At 61.6% G+C, this 16,147-nt stretch carries 14 protein-coding genes; 3 read left to right on the top strand and 11 right to left on the bottom strand.

Features of this window, described 5'->3' with window-relative positions:
• Positions 1–547 precede the first annotated feature (547 nt).
• Positions 548–1,846, top strand: a complete 1,299-nt coding sequence (ltrA, locus tag M3A49_RS25530) for a group II intron reverse transcriptase/maturase (protein ID WP_266231547.1) — start codon at positions 548–550, stop codon at positions 1,844–1,846.
• Here ltrA and M3A49_RS25525 read toward each other — a convergent pair whose 3' ends face one another.
• The 10 genes from M3A49_RS25525 to M3A49_RS25480 form a co-directional block, all read right to left on the bottom strand.
• Entirely contained in the window at positions 1,847–2,857 is a 1,011-nt protein-coding gene (locus tag M3A49_RS25525) for an AraC family transcriptional regulator (protein WP_266231546.1), read from the bottom strand.
• Positions 2,858–3,097: 240 nt separating this feature from the next.
• The gene (locus M3A49_RS25520; protein ID WP_266231545.1) at positions 3,098–3,454 is read right to left on the bottom strand and encodes a BON domain-containing protein; all 357 of its coding nucleotides are present in this window, start codon (positions 3,452–3,454) and stop codon (positions 3,098–3,100) included.
• 91 nt (positions 3,455–3,545) lie between these two features.
• Complete coding sequence (locus tag M3A49_RS25515) at positions 3,546–4,751, bottom strand: porin (RefSeq protein WP_266231556.1); 1,206 nt, start codon at positions 4,749–4,751, stop codon at positions 3,546–3,548.
• A gap of 68 nt (positions 4,752–4,819) precedes the next feature.
• A complete protein-coding gene (locus M3A49_RS25510) occupies positions 4,820–6,472 on the bottom strand; it encodes a fatty acid--CoA ligase (protein WP_266231544.1) in 1,653 nt (550 codons plus the stop codon).
• Positions 6,473–6,592: 120 nt separating this feature from the next.
• Complete coding sequence (locus M3A49_RS25505) at positions 6,593–6,919, bottom strand: Rieske (2Fe-2S) protein (RefSeq protein WP_266231543.1); 327 nt, start codon at positions 6,917–6,919, stop codon at positions 6,593–6,595.
• A gap of 79 nt (positions 6,920–6,998) precedes the next feature.
• Complete coding sequence (locus M3A49_RS25500) at positions 6,999–7,847, bottom strand: TauD/TfdA dioxygenase family protein (protein ID WP_266231542.1); 849 nt, start codon at positions 7,845–7,847, stop codon at positions 6,999–7,001.
• 22 nt (positions 7,848–7,869) lie between these two features.
• A complete protein-coding gene (locus M3A49_RS25495) occupies positions 7,870–8,850 on the bottom strand; it encodes a quinone oxidoreductase family protein (RefSeq protein ID WP_266231541.1) in 981 nt (326 codons plus the stop codon).
• Positions 8,851–8,949: 99 nt separating this feature from the next.
• Complete coding sequence (locus M3A49_RS25490) at positions 8,950–10,959, bottom strand: acetoacetate--CoA ligase (protein ID WP_266231540.1); 2,010 nt, start codon at positions 10,957–10,959, stop codon at positions 8,950–8,952.
• A gap of 47 nt (positions 10,960–11,006) precedes the next feature.
• The gene (locus M3A49_RS25485; RefSeq protein ID WP_266231539.1) at positions 11,007–12,353 is read right to left on the bottom strand and encodes a spinster family MFS transporter; all 1,347 of its coding nucleotides are present in this window, start codon (positions 12,351–12,353) and stop codon (positions 11,007–11,009) included.
• Between the two features lie 93 nt (positions 12,354–12,446).
• Positions 12,447–13,502, bottom strand: a complete 1,056-nt coding sequence (locus tag M3A49_RS25480; RefSeq protein ID WP_266231538.1) for a 3-keto-5-aminohexanoate cleavage protein — start codon at positions 13,500–13,502, stop codon at positions 12,447–12,449.
• 146 nt (positions 13,503–13,648) lie between these two features.
• Between M3A49_RS25480 and M3A49_RS25475 the strand changes: the two genes are divergently transcribed.
• Both M3A49_RS25475 and M3A49_RS25470 read left to right on the top strand, forming a co-directional pair.
• Entirely contained in the window at positions 13,649–14,668 is a 1,020-nt protein-coding gene (locus M3A49_RS25475) for an AraC family transcriptional regulator (RefSeq protein ID WP_266231537.1), read from the top strand.
• A gap of 218 nt (positions 14,669–14,886) precedes the next feature.
• The gene (locus M3A49_RS25470) at positions 14,887–15,381 is read left to right on the top strand and encodes a hypothetical protein (protein ID WP_266231536.1); all 495 of its coding nucleotides are present in this window, start codon (positions 14,887–14,889) and stop codon (positions 15,379–15,381) included.
• Between the two features lie 348 nt (positions 15,382–15,729).
• Here M3A49_RS25470 and M3A49_RS25465 read toward each other — a convergent pair whose 3' ends face one another.
• On the bottom strand, positions 15,730–15,981 hold the full coding sequence (locus M3A49_RS25465; RefSeq protein ID WP_254353089.1) for a pentapeptide MXKDX repeat protein: 252 nt from the start codon (positions 15,979–15,981) through the stop codon (positions 15,730–15,732).
• Positions 15,982–16,147 lie beyond the last annotated feature (166 nt).

Below are 16,147 nucleotides of genomic sequence, written 5' to 3'. Positions count from 1 at the left end.
TTTTTTTGTGCGCCGAGCATGCGCAACAGCTTGGGGGTGCGAGTCCCCTGCCCAGCCAGATGGGGCGAAGGGCTAGTGAAACGCAAGGGCGTCGTCGCGAGGCGGGGTCTGAAGGAAGCGTGTAGCAAAGCCGCGACCTGACGAACAGAAACCAGATATGAGGCCCACCAGGTCGGACGAGCGAGCAAATGATCGCGAAGTCCACAACCATCAAGGACCGGGGAGGTAGATCTGGCAGGTGTGCGGTGAAGGCGGTTGAGCTTACCTCGGGAGGCCTGCGTGGTGTCCAGTAGGACTGAACATCTCGCAAGGGATGTTGATCGCCACGCTGGAGTCAGCAGCGGGCATAGTAGGGTGGCGACGCCTGAAGGCCCAAACGGAAAGGAGTGGCAAGTAAGCCGGAGAACTCGACATGGGAGCGCAGCGGAAAACGCGTCGCGTCCTTGGAATCGAAGATAGGGGTGAAGCCCCAAAGATCGATGTCCGAGGGGCTGAACCTATGGCGGCGAACCCCGGGCCTGAAAGCCCGTCGGCTAGTGGCCGACTGATGGAAGAAGTCTGTGAACGGGAGAACCTGAAACAGGCGCTGAAGCGTGTGCAAGCAAACAAAGGGGCGCCCGGCGTGGACGGCATGACAGTCCAGGCGTTACGGCTGCACCTGCGTGAGCACTGGCCGTCGATACGGTCGTCATTGCTGGGCGGAACCTACCAACCCCAACCTGTGAGACGGGTCGAGATACCCAAGCCGGACGGAGGCGTGCGCAAGCTCGGCATCCCGTGCGCGCTAGATCGCTTCGTTCAGCAGGCGGTGTTGCAGGTGCTGCAAAGGCGGTGGGACCCGACGTTCTCGGAGTCCAGCTACGGATTCCGTCCGGGGCGCTCGGCACATCAGGCCGTGGAACGTGCCCAAAGCTACATTCAGGCGGGACACCGCTGGGTTGTAGATTTGGATCTCGAGAAATTCTTCGATCGCGTGAACCACGACATTCTGATGTCTCGGATAGCCCGGCGGATCAGCGACAAGCGGATGCTCAAGCTGATTCGTTCGTTCCTGACGGCGGGCGTGCTGGAAAACGGGCTGGTTGGTGCGACGGATGAAGGTACGCCGCAGGGCGGTCCGCTGTCGCCGTTGTTATCCAATCTGATACTCGACGATCTTGACCGGGAGCTTGCCCGACGCGACCTAAGTTTCGTGAGATACGCAGACGATTGTAACGTCTACGTGCGCAGCGAACGCGCGGGGCTTCGGGTGATGGCAGGGCTGAAGGTCTTCCTCACTAGCAAGCTGAAATTGCAGGTCAATGAATCGAAGAGTGCCGTTGCGCGGCCACACACGCGGAAGTTTCTAGGATTTACCTTCTCGGATCGGGAACAGACCCGGCGGCTCATAGCGCCCAAGGCCCCGCATTCGTTGCTACTTCTGGAAGCAATGGAAACGTGGCCGGACTCGATTCGAGGAACTCATTGCCCGTGGCGTGAAACGCAATCTTGCCGCCCAAACCGCCGGAGCACCGCACAGCGCGTGGCGGCTCAGTCACAGCCCTGCAGTGAACCTCGCCCTGTCAAACGGGTACTTACGTTCTCTCGGGCTCCCATTGCTTGGTCCCTAGCCGATCAACCGATCCGAACCGCCGTGTACGGACCCGTACGCACGGTGGTGTGGGAGGGGTCGGGCCGCGAGGCCTGCCCCTATCCCGATCGGTTCGTCGCGGATTCTCAGGAAGCGCGATTGTGGAGGCCCGAATTCGGCCATGAACAGCCACGTCCGTTCGACGCGGACATTCGAACGGCGGCACCGGCCCAAGTAACGGACACTTGCTACAGTTTCCTAAAAATTACGTGTTGATCAGCACAGCCATCCCGTGCGGTGGTTGCGCCAGGCGCGCGGCGTCATGCCGAAACGTCCGACGAACCAGTTCGTGAACGTTCCCTGATGTGCATATCCCACCAGTCCCGACACTCGTCCGATCGGAAAGCACGAGTTGCTCATGAAGCGCACGGCGAGTTCATACCGGACTCCCTCCGTCAACCGCGAAAAACTCGTGTTGGCAAACTCGAGTTGTCGCTGCATGGTACGAACGCTCAGGTGTAAATGTGCGGCAACCTGCTCGACAGTCGCCTGCCCTAGCGGCAGCAACAGGTAGATGGCCTTGCGTACTTCAAGCACTATTGAACCGGCATCCGTCACATTCAGCGACTCTGCGAGGTCTTTCGCATAGCGCGCGAGTTCTGGGTCCGCAGCGGGGTTCGGATGGTCGAGATCAGCCGTCGCGCAAACGAGGCCATTGAAGTCGCTACCGAACTCCAGCGGGCAGCCGAAGAAGCGTCGGTGGAACATCAGACTGGGTGGCGCTTGATGAACGAAATGCACAGCGCGAGGTTTCCAGTGCTCTCCGAGCAGCGCGCTTGCTTGACGAGCAAGCACGCCGACCGCGAGTTCGATAGCCTGGTTCGTCGGGATGCCCGAATCGACGACTAGTTCCTCGCGGATAGTGACCGTTGCGCCCGTGTCCTCGACATGCACCGCGAGCGCTTCATTGAGCAGATGGCCGTATTCTGCACCCGAAAGTAAGACTTCCCGCAGTGTGCGCTTGTGCGCGAGCAGCACATTGACCACCCCAGCGCCGAACCTGCGCCGCGTTGCGGCAATTTGAAGCGCGAAGTAAGGGCACGACGCCTTGTGCGCCGAGCGCTCCAACAGCAGACAAGCCGCAGCTGCCGGAATACGCTCGTCCGGGTTCGTGAGCGCTGCGGCGTCGAGACCCGCTTCGCGCGCGAGTTCGACCGCGTTTAGCCCGACCCGCAGCGCCACGTCGAAATAGCCGCTCATTGAAGCCGAGCGCAGCATCGTTTCCATCGTCTGGTTTCCTTCTATGCGTCAGTCAACGGTCTGCCTCTCGCAAACACGGGAGTTTCCGAGTGCCGAAGTCTTGCAGTAGCGCCCTGTCGATCTCACAGGGCCATATAAAGTCATATCGGTGCTGCGGCTAGGGCGCGCATGTTAAGTTCTGCGCGTCTGTGTCCTTCGTGTTTCTGCTATCCCGGAGAAAAAGTCAGCGCGCCTTTTCCTACATTCCTCCCCTCGCACTTTATTTGTTTACATACCGCCCAGGGGTTTCTGGACCATCAGCTTGTTTGTCACCGAGATCACGCCAGGAACTCCCCTGGCGATCTCGGCGACCTTCTCGACCTGCGCGGCATCCGTGACCGTGCCATTCAGCGTGACTGCTCCATTTTTGGCGGTAACACCAATACTGCCGCCTTGGATTTCCTTGTGCTTCGCGATTGCGGTGTATACCGCGCGGCGCAGCCTGGTGTTGTTCGGCGTAGCAGACGCCGCCGTGCCAGACGTCGCGCCAGGCTCGCTGGCTGAGGGTTGGGCGGACGCGTTCAGGGACGCCGCGACGAGCAGTGTGCAGAGCGCCAGACTGAGGGTCCTGGTAGTCGTGTTCATTACATACTCCTGTGATTGCTGCTGCTTCGGGTTGATCGTCAGGCTGTGCCAGGACGAGCCAGTGCGAAACTGTCCCAATCCCAGACCTGAGTTAGAAGGTATGGCGCAGGCCGATGTTGACGGCCGTGGTGTTGCGGCCCGGGGCTACAGGCGTCCCATAAATGAGTTCCTGGTTCATCTGCCCGCGGTTGGCCACGTAGCCGGCCTGGGCATAAACCAGCGTGCGCTTCGAGATGCTGTAGTCGCCGCCGATAGCGTAGGCGGTAGAGTGGTTCGCGCTGTTCTTGTTGTCCTTCAGGTAGTACACACCCGAGGTGAAGTTAAGCGCCGGGGAGAAACGGTAGCCAATGCCGCCCGTCCACATGTCGAAATCACCTGAGACAACAAATGCCTTCGGAACGCCATTCGAGTTGGCCGGATTGCGACCGTTGCTGAACGAACCGGAGACCGAGATATCGTGCCACGTGTATTTCGCGCCGAAGTAGACGAAGCGGTTGTTGTTCTGTCCAGTCGGCGGGATACCGGTCTGGGCAGTCGCAGGGTTACCGGCGGCGGCATATGAGAACGGATTGGCATCGTGCCCGTTGTAGTAGACGGCATCTGCGTTTAGACCAAAGCCTGAATACTTGAGCACCGCGGACTCGCGCGTGCCTCCCTGGGCCTGCCCTGCCACGCCGCCGGGCGCGAACTCGAGCGCTGCGGACACACCGTAGAATGACGGCGAGTTGTAGACGATCGCATTGTCGTCATACAGCGCGCCAATCTGGGCGTTCGAGTTGCTTCCGGTCCAGCCCGACATCGTGTTCATGGTCAGCCAGGCGGTCAGGACGCTGCCGAAGTATTGCGCACCACGTACGTCCGTTTCGGCCATCGCGTAGGCCATCGGCGCGAACTGGCGGCCGAAGTCGATCTTGCCGAACGGGCCCGACACACCGACGGTTGTGACCTGGGTGAAAATCGAGCTTGCAGTCGGCGTACCGGACTTGCCCGGCTGGCCGTTGGAGCTGTTGAACGCTCCCTGAAGCTTGAAGTTGGCTGCGTATCCGCCGCCCAGGTCTTCCGAGCCCTTCATCCCGAAGATGCTCGAGTAAATGCCACCGTCCTTGAGCTGAACCACATGGCCCGCGTTGCCGTTCAGTTTGGTGTTCGGCAAAAACGGTGCCGCCGAGTATGACGCCGACGTGCTCTGGTAGAGCAGACCAGAGTCGAGCGCGCCATAGAGCGTGACGGTCGATTGTGCGTATGCCGTACCGGCGAGCATTGCCAATCCCGCGGCAGCGGTGAGTTTGACTTTCATGTTGTCTCCGTTTGGTTTAGTTATGCGTAGCGATCCGATGTCGCCCAGCGTTGTGTGAAATCCGGTGTTCAGGCGATCCATTCGCGGATGCGCTTTTTGTCGATCTTGCCGACGCTCGTCTTGGGGATTTCCTCGACAAAGGCAATGCGCTCCGCTTCAGGCACCGCATAACGGCTGATCCGGTTCGCCTGTGCGTGGGTCATCAAATGGTCCCGAACACTCTGGGAGGTGACGCCGGCGTCAGGTCGGCGTACGACGAGCGCCACGGGGCGTTCTCCCCACTTCTCGTCCGCCACGCCCACCACCGCGCACTCCTGCACCCCCACTACCTCAGCAATCAGTCGCTCCAGCTCGATCGACGAGACCCATTCGCCGCCGGTCTTGATGACGTCCTTCATCCGGTCGACGATCTGCACGAAGCCGTCCGGACCCGTCACCGCAATGTCCTGTGTATGGAGGTAACCGCCGGCCCACAGCTGCTCCGACGCCTCGGGTTTGTTGGCATAACTCATCGTCAGAAACGGCGCACGCAGTACGATCTCGCCGTGGGACTTCCCGTCGCGCGCCACGTCCTTCATGCTCCCGTCGACCACACGGAAATCGACCATCGCCACCGGGCGCCCGGTGGAGCAGCGCAGCCGCACCTCTTCCTCATGGCTCGTGGACTTGTATCCGGGCGGCAACTGCGCCAGCGCCACGATCGGGCCGGTCTCCGACATGCCGTATCCGGAGAACACATCGGCGCCCAGTTCCAAGGCTGCGTCGCAAAGCGCAGGCGAGAACGCCGACCCGCCGATGATGAGCGTCCACCCCGACAAACTCTTGCCCGCGCTGCGTGAGGCCTGCAGCAGCATCTGCAATACCGTCGGCACGCAGTGGGAGAACGTGACCTGCTCCTTCTCGCGCAGTTCCAGCAGCCGCTCAGGGATGTAGCGCCCAGGCAGAACCGTCTTGAGACCGAGCATCACGGCGATGTATGGCATGCCCCAGGCCATCACATGGAACATGGGCGTGATCGGCATATAGACGTCTTCGCGGTGCAGCCGCTGACCCTCACGCGGCGCGCACAGGCTCATGGCGGTCGCCATAGCGTGCATGACGATGTTGCGATGGCTGTACGTCACGCCCTTGGGGTCGCCGGTGGTCCCGGTTGTATAGAACATGGCGGCCCGGGTGTTTTCATCGAAATCGCGAAACTCGAACCCGGGCTGCGCGTCTGCCAGCAGCGCCTCGTATTCCCCCGCCACGGCCATGCCCGTTTGCGGCATTGGCTCACCGTCCGCGAGGACGACCATGTGACGAACCGACGGCAGTTCCGCCCGGATCTGCTCGAGCATCGGCACAAAATCGGCATGAACCAGCACGACTTCGGCCCGGGAATCGTTCAGCGTGTAAAGGATTTGCTGTTGCGACAGGCGGACGTTCACCGTGAACAGCGTCGCTCCCATCATCGGGATGCCAAAGTAGCTCTCCAGGTAGCGATGGCTGTCCCAGTCCATGACCGCGACTGTCGTGCCGTGGCGAACGCCGAGTGCGCTCAGGGCGTTGGCGAGCCGGCCGAGCCGTAGGCTGAAATCGCGGAAGGAGTACCGCAGTTCGCCTCGATAGACGATTTCCTGATCCCCATACTGGCTCAGCGAGTTGAGCAGCAGTTGCTTGACCAGAAGCGGGTATGAATAGGCCGCGGGCGTCGGCGAGATGAGGTTTTCGGTTACGTACATGCGTGTCTCCTCCTCTGGAGGCAGATATTTCTGTTCAAGTCGGGATAAGTTTGGGAGGCGGCGTCGACTGCCGTCCACGTCGCTCGTCCTGCTTCCGCTACCGGCAGAACCGGTCTGGTCTTATTTCGGCTCGCGCTGATCTTCGATTAGCAGTTCGAAGTTTCCATTGCGTTTCAGTACCTGCAGGCGCATGGGACATAAGCCTGGGGCGTCCGGTTCGGCGCAGGCGCGCAGGTCGAAACGCATTCCATGCGCCGGGCAACGCAGAACATGTCCGTCGAGTTGGCCGTTGGCGAGTGACGCCCCGTTATGCGGGCACGAGTTCTCGATGGCGATGACGCTCCCCTCGATGTTGAAGAGGACAACGCTGCGGCCGTCGACAAAGGCAAGCTTTCGCCGACCAGGGGTGAGTTCGTCGACTGATGCGACCGGTATCTGACGTGACATGACTAAAGCGTTTTAACGAGAATTTGGTTGGGCGCCGGGGTGTTGGCGCCCGCTTGCTATCTGCAAGCGATGCCTGCAATCAATAAGGCTTGCTGCCAATGATCCCGGCTCGCTCCATCTTGCGGTGGCTCGGAGGGTAGTCCATCACCGCATAGTGTTGGGTCGAAGTGTTGTCCCAGATCGCCACGCTATTGGGCTTCCAGCGCCAGCGCACCTGGTACTCGGGGATATAAGCCTGGCTGATCAGGTAACGCAGCAGATCCGCGGCTCCGGGGTTAGCGTCCTGGCCGAAGCGCACCCGCTCCGGCGTGTGGAAGTTGGTGAAGTGCGTCGTAAAGACGTTGACGTAGAGAATCTTTTCGCCAGTTTCCGGGTGCGTGCGCACCACCGGGTGCTCCGCATCCGGGTACTGCGCCTTGAGCGCGAGCCGCTTCTCGATGGGCATATTCGCGCCGAACGTGGCTTCGATGCTGTGGCGGGCGAGCAGGTCGGCGATTTCGGTCTTTACATGCGCCGGGAGCTTTTCGTAGGCCAGCACCATGTTTGCCCACATGGTGTCGCCGCCCACCGGCGGACACTCCACGCATCGAAGCACGGCGCCGAACTGCGGAGCTTCGCGCCAGGTGGCGTCGGAGTGCCACGCATTCTCGTAGCGGTCGTTCGGCTGTTCCGGCGTGCGGTAGATTCTCACGAGACCCGGGTGGTCCGGATCACTCCCGGCGACGGGATGGTCTTCGAGTTCGCCAAAGCGCTGCGCGAACGCGACGTGCTCCGCCTGGCTGATTTCCTGGTCGCGCAGAAACAGCACGCGATGCTGCAAGAGTGCGGCGCGAATCTCGGCAAACAATCCGTCGTCGTGGGCAGCGTCGGCCAAATTGATGCCTGTCAGCTCCGCGCCGAGAGCGTGAGTCAGTTGTTCGATGCGCATGATATGGGCATTCCTGATAACGTCAGATCACGAAGACCGAGGAACCGGTCGTCTTGCGGGATTCAAGATCGCGGTGTGCCTGGACGGCGTCTTCGAGCGCATAGCGCTGGTTGATTCCGATCTTGATGCGACCGGACGCAACATGGCCAAACAGTTCGCCGGCCAGTTCTGCGCGCTCTGCGGGATCGGCGATGTAATCGGCCAACGCGGGGCGCGTCACGAAGAGCGACCCCTTGAGCGCCAGGATGTGCGGGTTGAACGGCGGAATCGGACCCGAAGCCGTCCCCACGCAGACCAGGAGGCCACGGCGCTTGAGCGAGTCGAGCGAGGCCTCGAAGGTATCCTTGCCTACGCTGTCGAAAACCACGTTCACCCCAACTCCACCCGTCAACTCGCGCACGCGCTTCGCCACGTCTTCCTGGCTGTAGTTGATCGTGTAGTCGCAGCCATGCGCACGCGCTACCTCGGCCTTGGCCTCACTCGACACCGTGCCGATCACCGTCAGGCCGAGCAGCTTTGCCCATTGCGACACGATGAGCCCCACGCCGCCTGCCGCCGCGTGCAGCAGGACGGTGTCGCCGCTCTTGAACGCGTAGATTCGGCGCATCAGATACGAGGCGGTGAATCCACGCATGGTCATGCCAGCGGCGGTTTCGCAACTGATCGCATCAGGCAGCTTGATGAGCGGAGCGGCGTCGATAATCCGCTCCGTCGTATAGGCGCCGAGCGTGTTGTAGGCGCCCGTATAGGTCACGCGGTCGCCCACGGCCACGCTCGTCACCCCCGGGCCAACCGCTTCGACCACGCCTGCGGCCTCGGTGCCGATGCCCGACGGCAGCGCCGCTGGATACAACCCGGTGCGAAAGTAGATGTCCGCGAAATTCAGCCCGACTGCCTCGTGACGCAGACGTACCTGCCCGGGCCCAGGCTCACCGACCTGGATATCCTCATGATGCAAAACCTCGGGGCTCCCGGTTTCATAAAAGCGGATTGCCTTTGCCATGTAGTGCTCCTGTATTCCGTGATGTCAAAAATTAGCCGATGCGGGTCGCGCAGCGGATTGCCGCGCCCGCGCCGGATGCTTCTTGCCGCATGCGCAGGACTACTGCTGCCGCTGCGCTGCGAATGCCTCATACCAGGCGAGGCTTTCGGGATTGGCCATCGTGTCCGGATTCGCCACCTTCCCGATCGGCTGCCCCAACAGCAGCTTTTTGATAGGCAGCTCCATCTTCTTGCCCGACAAGGTGCGTGGAATTGCCGGCACCTGATAGATGTCATTCGGCACGTGCCGCGCCGACAGCGCGACCTTGATGCGCTCACGGATGGTGGCGATCAGTTCCGGCGTCAACGTGGTCTTCGCGCGTAGCACGACAAAGAGCGACATATACGACTCGCGGCCCAGATACTCGAGATCGACGACCATGCTGTCGAGAACCTCCGGCAGATCCTCCACCGCACGGTAAAGCTCGCTGGTGCCCATGCGGATGCCGTGACGGTTGATCGTGGCGTCCGAGCGGCCATAGATGATCGCGCCACCGCGCGGCGTAATGCGCACCCAGTCGCCGTGCCGCCAGATACCGGGATACGCGTCGAAATAGCTGTCGCGATAACGCACGTTGTCCGGGTCGTTCCAGAAGTACAGCGGCATCGAAGGCATCGGCGCCGTGCAGACCAGCTCGCCGACTTCATCAGTGAGCGCTTTGCCGGCCTCGTCGAATGCCTCCACGCGCGCGCCGAGGCACCGGCACTGCATTTCACCCAGATAGACGGGCAGCGTGGGCACTCCGGCCACGAAACAGCCCGCGAAGTCGGTGCCGCCGGACAAGGCGTTGATCCACACGTCGCCCACGTGATCGAGGATCCACCGATACCCTTCCGGCGGCAGCGGCGAGCCGGTCGATCCGATTGCCCTGAGACTCGACAGGTCGGCCACTTCACGGGGCTCAACACCGGCCTTCAGGCACGACTGAAAGTAGGCGGCCCCGGCCCCGAAAAAGTCGACCTTCGTCTCGCCCACGAAGCGCCAGAGCGCGTTCATGTCGGGGTATCCTGGATTGCCTTCGAATAGGCATACCGTAGCGCCGGACAGCAACCCGCCCACCTGCAGGTTCCACATGATCCAGCCGGTGCTCGCGTACCAGTGGAAGCGGTCGCCCGGACGCAGATCGAGGTGCAGCGCCGTGAGCTTGACGTGCTCGAGCACGACTCCGCCGTGCGAATGCACGATCGGCTTGGGCAGGCCCGTCGTGCCGGAGGAGTAGACAACCCAGAGCGGATGATCGAACAGCACATGCTCGACCTGAAGCGGCGCATCCCCGGCAATGGCCTGCGCCCAGTCGATTCCATGGTCGAAGCCGGCTGCGCTTGCGAGCGGGTCCAGATGTGGCACGAGCACGACGTGCTTCACACTGGGCAGTTCGTCCAGCAACGCGTGAAGCAGCGCCCGACGATCCCAGGCCTTGCCGCCGTACTGGTAGCCATCGACCGCAATCATGACCCTCGGCTCGATCTGGCGAAACCGGTCGAGCACGGCGAGCTTGCCCATGTCGGGAGCGCATGCCGACCAGATGGCGCCCAGACTTGCCACCGCGAGAAAGCTGACGATGGCCTGCGGCGTATTGGGGATGAACGCGGCGACACGGTCCCCGCGCGTCACGCCGAGGCGCCGCAGCGAGCCGGCAAGTGCTGCGACCTGACGCTCGAGCTCACGCCAGCTCATTTCGCTTTGTTCGCCAGCCTCGTTGCGATAGACGATTGCCGGGCCGGTCTGATTCGCGTGGCGAAAGACCTGTTCGACGTAGTTCATCCGCACGCCGGGAAACCAGCGGGCGCCCGGCATCGCCGCATTCGCCAGTGCCCGTCCGCGTGGCTCCATCGAGGGGATGGCAGCCCAGTCCCAGAGCGATGACCAGAAGGCGTCGACATGATCCACCGACCATTGCCAAAGCGCTCTGTAATCGTGGAAAGAGAGGCCTCGCTCTTTGGAGAGCCACTGCACGAATTCGCTCACGCGCGCCGATCCGATCACTTCGGGCGAGGGCGTCCACGCAGGGGCCTCCGTCGCGGGTGCGTTCAGTTCGGGGGCGAGGCTGCTGGTGCTAACAAGGTTCATGGTACGGCCCGGATGCAGGAGAAAAACACGACAGATCGGTATTGAGCTTAGGTCGAGAGCGCGGCATTCGCGCCGGCCGGTGCGGTCGCGGCGTCCAGACGAACCACCGCCGTCACAGCCGCCACCTCTGCTTCATAGGTCCGCCTTGCAAACAGGAAGCACACCATGGCGAGCAACCCGAACGCCGGCATGATGGCGAGCGCGCTCTTGAGTCCCCAGCTGTCGGACAGCACACCGGTCACGAACGGACCCACCGCGAGGCCAAAGAGGTTCTGGAACAGCGAGAGGAGCGCAGCCCCGGTGGAACGCAAACCAGGATGAATCACGCTGAGCACGACACTCGCCGACGGTGCCAACGTGCACGTCATCAGGAACCCTCCGAGCGCGATTACCGCGTATTCCCTGCTGGCCGGAACCACGCCGCCGAAAGCGGCGGCAAGGACCAGCGTGGTGAGAACGGGCAGCACTACCATCAGATTCAGGTTGTTGCGGGGCCTGCGTGAAGCAAGGCGATCGGCAACGAATCCCCACACCAGCGATCCCGCCGCGCCGCACAGCACGATTACCGCTGCCTGGATGGCGGCCTGATCTGGCCGGGCGTCATGGTAGCGAACGAAATAGCTCGGCAGCCAAGCCCAGATCGTGGAGACCACGATGAGCTGGAAGGCGGCGCCGAGGCACGTCCACCACATCGCCGGGGAGCTTCGCAGCGCTTTCACGATCTGCGTCGAGAACTTCTGCGCGGTCTGCGGAGCATTCCCCGTGCTGGGTGCAAGCGCGACCGTCTTGTAATCCGGAACCAGCAGGTACAGGAAGGCCAGCACGAGTCCCGGCACGCCAACGACACCAAAGGCCGACCTCCACCCCCAGCGTGCCGCAATGACACCGCCCAGCACGACACCCAGCACGGAGCCGATCGAGGCAGCCGCGAAGAAAGCGCCCAGCAAGGTCGCGCGCAGCCGCTGCGGAAAGAGGCTCGCGATCAATGCGCCGCCAACTGAACCGTAGCCAGTCTCGCCTACGCCAACCAGTGCGCGCGCGGCAAACATCTGGCCGTAGTTACGCGTGAACATGCACGAGATCGACGCGAGACTCCAGAGCGCGGCCATCACGAAGACGCTCTTGACGCGGCTGAAGCGGTCCGCCCACAGCGCCACCGGAATGCCGCCTGCCGCGACCACAATGGAGATGACCGAGACCAGCGCGCCCAACTGCTTGTCCGAGAGATTCCAGGCAACCTTCAGGTGCGGAAACAGCGACACGATGACCTGACGGTCGATGTAGTCGAACAGCATCAGGGCGAAAGTCATAGCGAACGCGAACCATGCGTGTGTACGACTCACAAGGTAGTCGTCGCTGGCACCGTCCGGCTGCGTGCCGGGGAGCAAGTTCATGGGGATCTCCGAAGAGGAAGCTTTGAAAACCCAAGCTTCCGTATGTCTCTTTATCTTCCGACCCGCTGCCGTGTGCGGGCCGTTATCTCGTTGTCACGCCGCGCGCAGCGGCACGTTCCGTACACCGGGCTTGCGGTTGGGGGCCATGCCGTTGGCTGCAAGCGTCTCATCCACACTGTCGTACCACGTGCCGATGCGGTAGATCTCGCGTGCCTCCTTGCCCGTCGCAACTTCACGGCGCAGCTCGCGTGCGAGGCGCACATACTGCTCGACCTGCTGGACCGAGGTCATGCGCTCGCCGCGCTGGTCGGTCAGCGTGTCCTCAGTGCCGCAACGCACGTGGAATCCCATCGCCAGCGACATCATGTTCAACGGGAGTACGGTGCGCAGGAGCGCCTCCGAGGTCACGCAAACGCCTTCGCCAGCACGCTGCACCAGGTTCATGAAGTTGAACGGGTTGGGACTGTCCGCACCTCCACCGATCCCGATCCAGGTCAGGTTGACCGGGCCCATGTAGACACCGCGGCGAATCATGCGCTCGATCGTGTCGTACGAGTGAATGCCGGCCAGCTGGAAATGCGGCTGAATGCCCGATGCACGCAGGCGGCGCAGGTGCTCCTCGACCCAGCCCGGGCCCGCCGGCACGGTCATCTCGCGATAGGCAGCCTGCAGTACCGGGTCTGCCAGCGAGGTGCCCTCCACAGCGTGCGGCGTCATCAACTCCGTGAGGTTCATCTGCGTGGTGTTGATGGCAATCGTGACCTGGTCTGGCTTGGGCTCCAGATTGGCGAGCATGTGGCGCGTGTCGTCCGAGAGCCACTTTGCGGCCTGGGCTTCGCTTTCCGGTGCGAACGAAATCGAGCCGCCCACCTGGATGATCATATCCGGCACAGCAGCACGCACGCCTGCGATCAGCTCGTTGAATTTCGACAGGCGCTTGGACCCCTTGCCGTCGAGTTCACGCACGTGAAGATGCAGCACGGTGGCGCCTGCGTTGTAGCAGTCAACCGCCTTCTGGATCTGCTCCTCCATCGTGACCGGGATGTCTTCCGGGAAATCGTCGGGCATCCACTCGGGCGCATATGGTGCGACGGTAATAACAAGCTTGTCCTGATTTTCGGGGTGCAACGAGTCGTCCAGAAATTGCATGTCTGCTCCTGACTGTAGTAGCGCGGGACTACTCACCTGAGGTCCCTGCGGTGGGTGGCATGGGCGTAGTATCGAAGATCGACTAGAATGGTTTTTGCTTTTTTGTGACATTTCTTTTGGATTTTGTGACACCCCGGGAAAGCACCATGTCGTACATGCTTCGGAGCACCGCTCTGACCAACTACATCGAGACGGCGCGCTCAGTAGGGTTGGATCCATATAAGGAACTGGCCGAAGCGGGCATCAGCCGGTATGCGCTGCTGGACCCGGAGATGAAGATCCCCGTGGATAGCGTCGTGCGCCTGCTGGAGGCGTCGGCCCAGGCGGCCGACGTCGATGATCTGGGCCTGCGCATGGCGGAAACGCGCCAGCTTTCAAACATGGGTCCGCTCGCGTTCGCAGTGCGCGAGGAGCCGACGCTGCGCAAGGCGCTCGAATCGATGGTGCGCTATCTGCATCTGCAGAACGAGGCGCTCATGATCCGCATCGAGGAAGCCGAGGGCCTCGTGATCATCAGTGAGGATATTCAGGCGGTCGGTGCCCGACGCCAGGCCATCGAACTGGCAGTGGGCGTGCTCTACCGGACGATTTCACTCTTTCTGGGCGCGGCGTGGCGCCCGCGCAGCATCTGCTTCAAGCATGCGGCGCCACGCGACCTCGCAATCTGCACACGGGTATTTGGCATGCCGGCGCAGTTCAATCAGGACTTCGACGGCATCGTCTGTCGCGCGTCCGACCTTGAGCAGTCCCTGCCGACGTACGACCCTGCGATGGCGCATCAGGTGCGGCAATACCTCGATACCTTGCTCGTCCAGTCGGGCACGACCATGCCTGACCGGGTAACAAAACTGGTCTTCGCGCTGCTGCCGGCAGGCGTGTGCTCGCTCGAGCGGATTGCAATGCACCTTGGCATCGACCGGCGAACCGTTCACCGCCGGCTGGCCGATTACGGCGAGAGTTATTCGTCGATCCTCAATGCGGTGCGCACAGACATGGTGACGCGCTATATCGAAAATCGCGAACGTCCGCTCTCGGAAGTCGCTGTGCTGCTGGGTTTTTCATCGTCTAGCACCTTTTCGCACTGGTTTGGCCGCGAGTTCGGCTGCAGTGTTTCGAAATGGCGAGCGCGCGGATCAAAGGCAGCCGAGGATTCGTCGTCGTTGTGAAGCCCAAGTCGCGCCGACTCGCCGTTTGCCGCGACGACAAACCGGGTGACTGAAATGGCCTTGAACCTGCCGTTCGCCATTCGTTAGCTTGAGTGGCCGAGAAGGGTCGGCTACGGCCAACCGCGTCGGGCCGTAGTCGGCCAGGAACGGGCGTTGGACTGGTTGCCTGAGATTGGCGACAATCGGGCAGATATCGAGAGCCCGGGAGCAAGAACTTGATGAGCATGACTATTCATCTTCTGGCCGGACTGTTGGTAGTTTTCGTTTGCCGCTCAGTCGGCGCAACCGCGTCCGCGGAAGGCGCACCAGTTGTCTATAGCGAAAGCTACGTGTGGTATCTGGCCGACCGGCTAGCAAACACAGCGATGAACCGACTCTTCACGCAACCTCTTGCACCGGATGCCACACATCAATACCAATTCGAACTGAGTTTGCTGTATTACCACGGCCTCATTGCCTGTAACGGGCCGCTCGACCAAATTGCAGATGCCGTAAAGTTCTCGCCTTTGGCAATGTTTAAAAGTAATGCCAGTGTGCATCTAGACGAAACCCTGAACGCCCTGGGAAAGACGGACAGTTTGGTACAACCAATTCTGGAAAAATGGAATCGTGCTGTGTTTCCGCAAATTTCCCAGGAATTTCGCGCCGGCAAGGCCTCCACTGCATTCCCGAAATGCGTGAATCCACACTACGCCCTCCCGCTCCCGCAATAGGACCACGGTGGAAGAGTTGAGCGTTCGACAAGCATCCGCTCGTCCGCAGCTTCGATTGTTTTGCATCGACGGGTCGAATCCGCAGGCGCCTTATGCCTTTTACACGAATAGGCGCGGCAGAGGCTATCGTCGTGCTCGCTCGTGGGACGCAGTTCGGGCCAGTTGCCGACGCTGGCCACCGTTCTCACGCTGACATTCGTACGTCGGCTCTCCAGGCAACGGACGTTCCGAAACCGTCAAGGCTTTGAAGGGCCTGACTACGGCGCGGGTGCCTGGTGAGGGTGATCCGTGGAGCGCCTCCGGGAAGCGTCTTCTGGTCTGGCATCAGCGGATCACTTCGGATCGACACTACTCCTTCACCTCGGCATTCTTTGTTTCATCTCCGGCCATGCCGTCATGGTTCATCGCATCTTCTTTCATCCCGTCTTTGGCCGCGCTGTCGGCGCTCATCGCGTCTGATGCTGTTGCGCTCTTTGCGGTTATCTCCTGACTTGGCGCGTCGTTGGCAGTCGCGTCGGTTGGCACACTATCATCAGCGAAGGCGCCCGCGGTCGCGAACGAGAAGCAGCTGGCGAGAATGGTGGCAGTGAGCTTGTTCATGATGTGATCCCTCAGCGAACCGACAGTGAGTCGGAATATCGATAGGACAGTAGCCCGATGGTGGGGGCGTGGTCTTGCCGCGAATCAGTGACAGGCATGGCACTTCCCGGTACCCCCATCGGCGACGGTCATGTCATTCTTGCGCGGATGGATATGACAGGAAGTC

It is taken from the genome of Paraburkholderia sp. CNPSo 3076 (assembly GCF_026343935.1).
Taxonomy (GTDB): domain Bacteria; phylum Pseudomonadota; class Gammaproteobacteria; order Burkholderiales; family Burkholderiaceae; genus Paraburkholderia; species Paraburkholderia nodosa.
This window is presented reverse-complemented; position numbering and strand designations above follow the sequence as displayed.

Coding starts and splice junctions, on each gene's coding strand:
- ltrA (WP_266231547.1), top strand. CDS start 548: ATGGAAGAAGTCTGTGAACGGGAGAACCTGAAACAGGCGCTGAAGCGT.
- M3A49_RS25525 (WP_266231546.1), bottom strand. CDS start 2,857: ATGGAAACGATGCTGCGCTCGGCTTCAATGAGCGGCTATTTCGACGTG.
- M3A49_RS25520 (WP_266231545.1), bottom strand. CDS start 3,454: ATGAACACGACTACCAGGACCCTCAGTCTGGCGCTCTGCACACTGCTC.
- M3A49_RS25515 (WP_266231556.1), bottom strand. CDS start 4,751: ATGAAAGTCAAACTCACCGCTGCCGCGGGATTGGCAATGCTCGCCGGT.
- M3A49_RS25510 (WP_266231544.1), bottom strand. CDS start 6,472: ATGTACGTAACCGAAAACCTCATCTCGCCGACGCCCGCGGCCTATTCA.
- M3A49_RS25505 (WP_266231543.1), bottom strand. CDS start 6,919: ATGTCACGTCAGATACCGGTCGCATCAGTCGACGAACTCACCCCTGGT.
- M3A49_RS25500 (WP_266231542.1), bottom strand. CDS start 7,847: ATGCGCATCGAACAACTGACTCACGCTCTCGGCGCGGAGCTGACAGGC.
- M3A49_RS25495 (WP_266231541.1), bottom strand. CDS start 8,850: ATGGCAAAGGCAATCCGCTTTTATGAAACCGGGAGCCCCGAGGTTTTG.
- M3A49_RS25490 (WP_266231540.1), bottom strand. CDS start 10,959: ATGAACCTTGTTAGCACCAGCAGCCTCGCCCCCGAACTGAACGCACCC.
- M3A49_RS25485 (WP_266231539.1), bottom strand. CDS start 12,353: ATGAACTTGCTCCCCGGCACGCAGCCGGACGGTGCCAGCGACGACTAC.
- M3A49_RS25480 (WP_266231538.1), bottom strand. CDS start 13,502: ATGCAATTTCTGGACGACTCGTTGCACCCCGAAAATCAGGACAAGCTT.
- M3A49_RS25475 (WP_266231537.1), top strand. CDS start 13,649: ATGTCGTACATGCTTCGGAGCACCGCTCTGACCAACTACATCGAGACG.
- M3A49_RS25470 (WP_266231536.1), top strand. CDS start 14,887: ATGAGCATGACTATTCATCTTCTGGCCGGACTGTTGGTAGTTTTCGTT.
- M3A49_RS25465 (WP_254353089.1), bottom strand. CDS start 15,981: ATGAACAAGCTCACTGCCACCATTCTCGCCAGCTGCTTCTCGTTCGCG.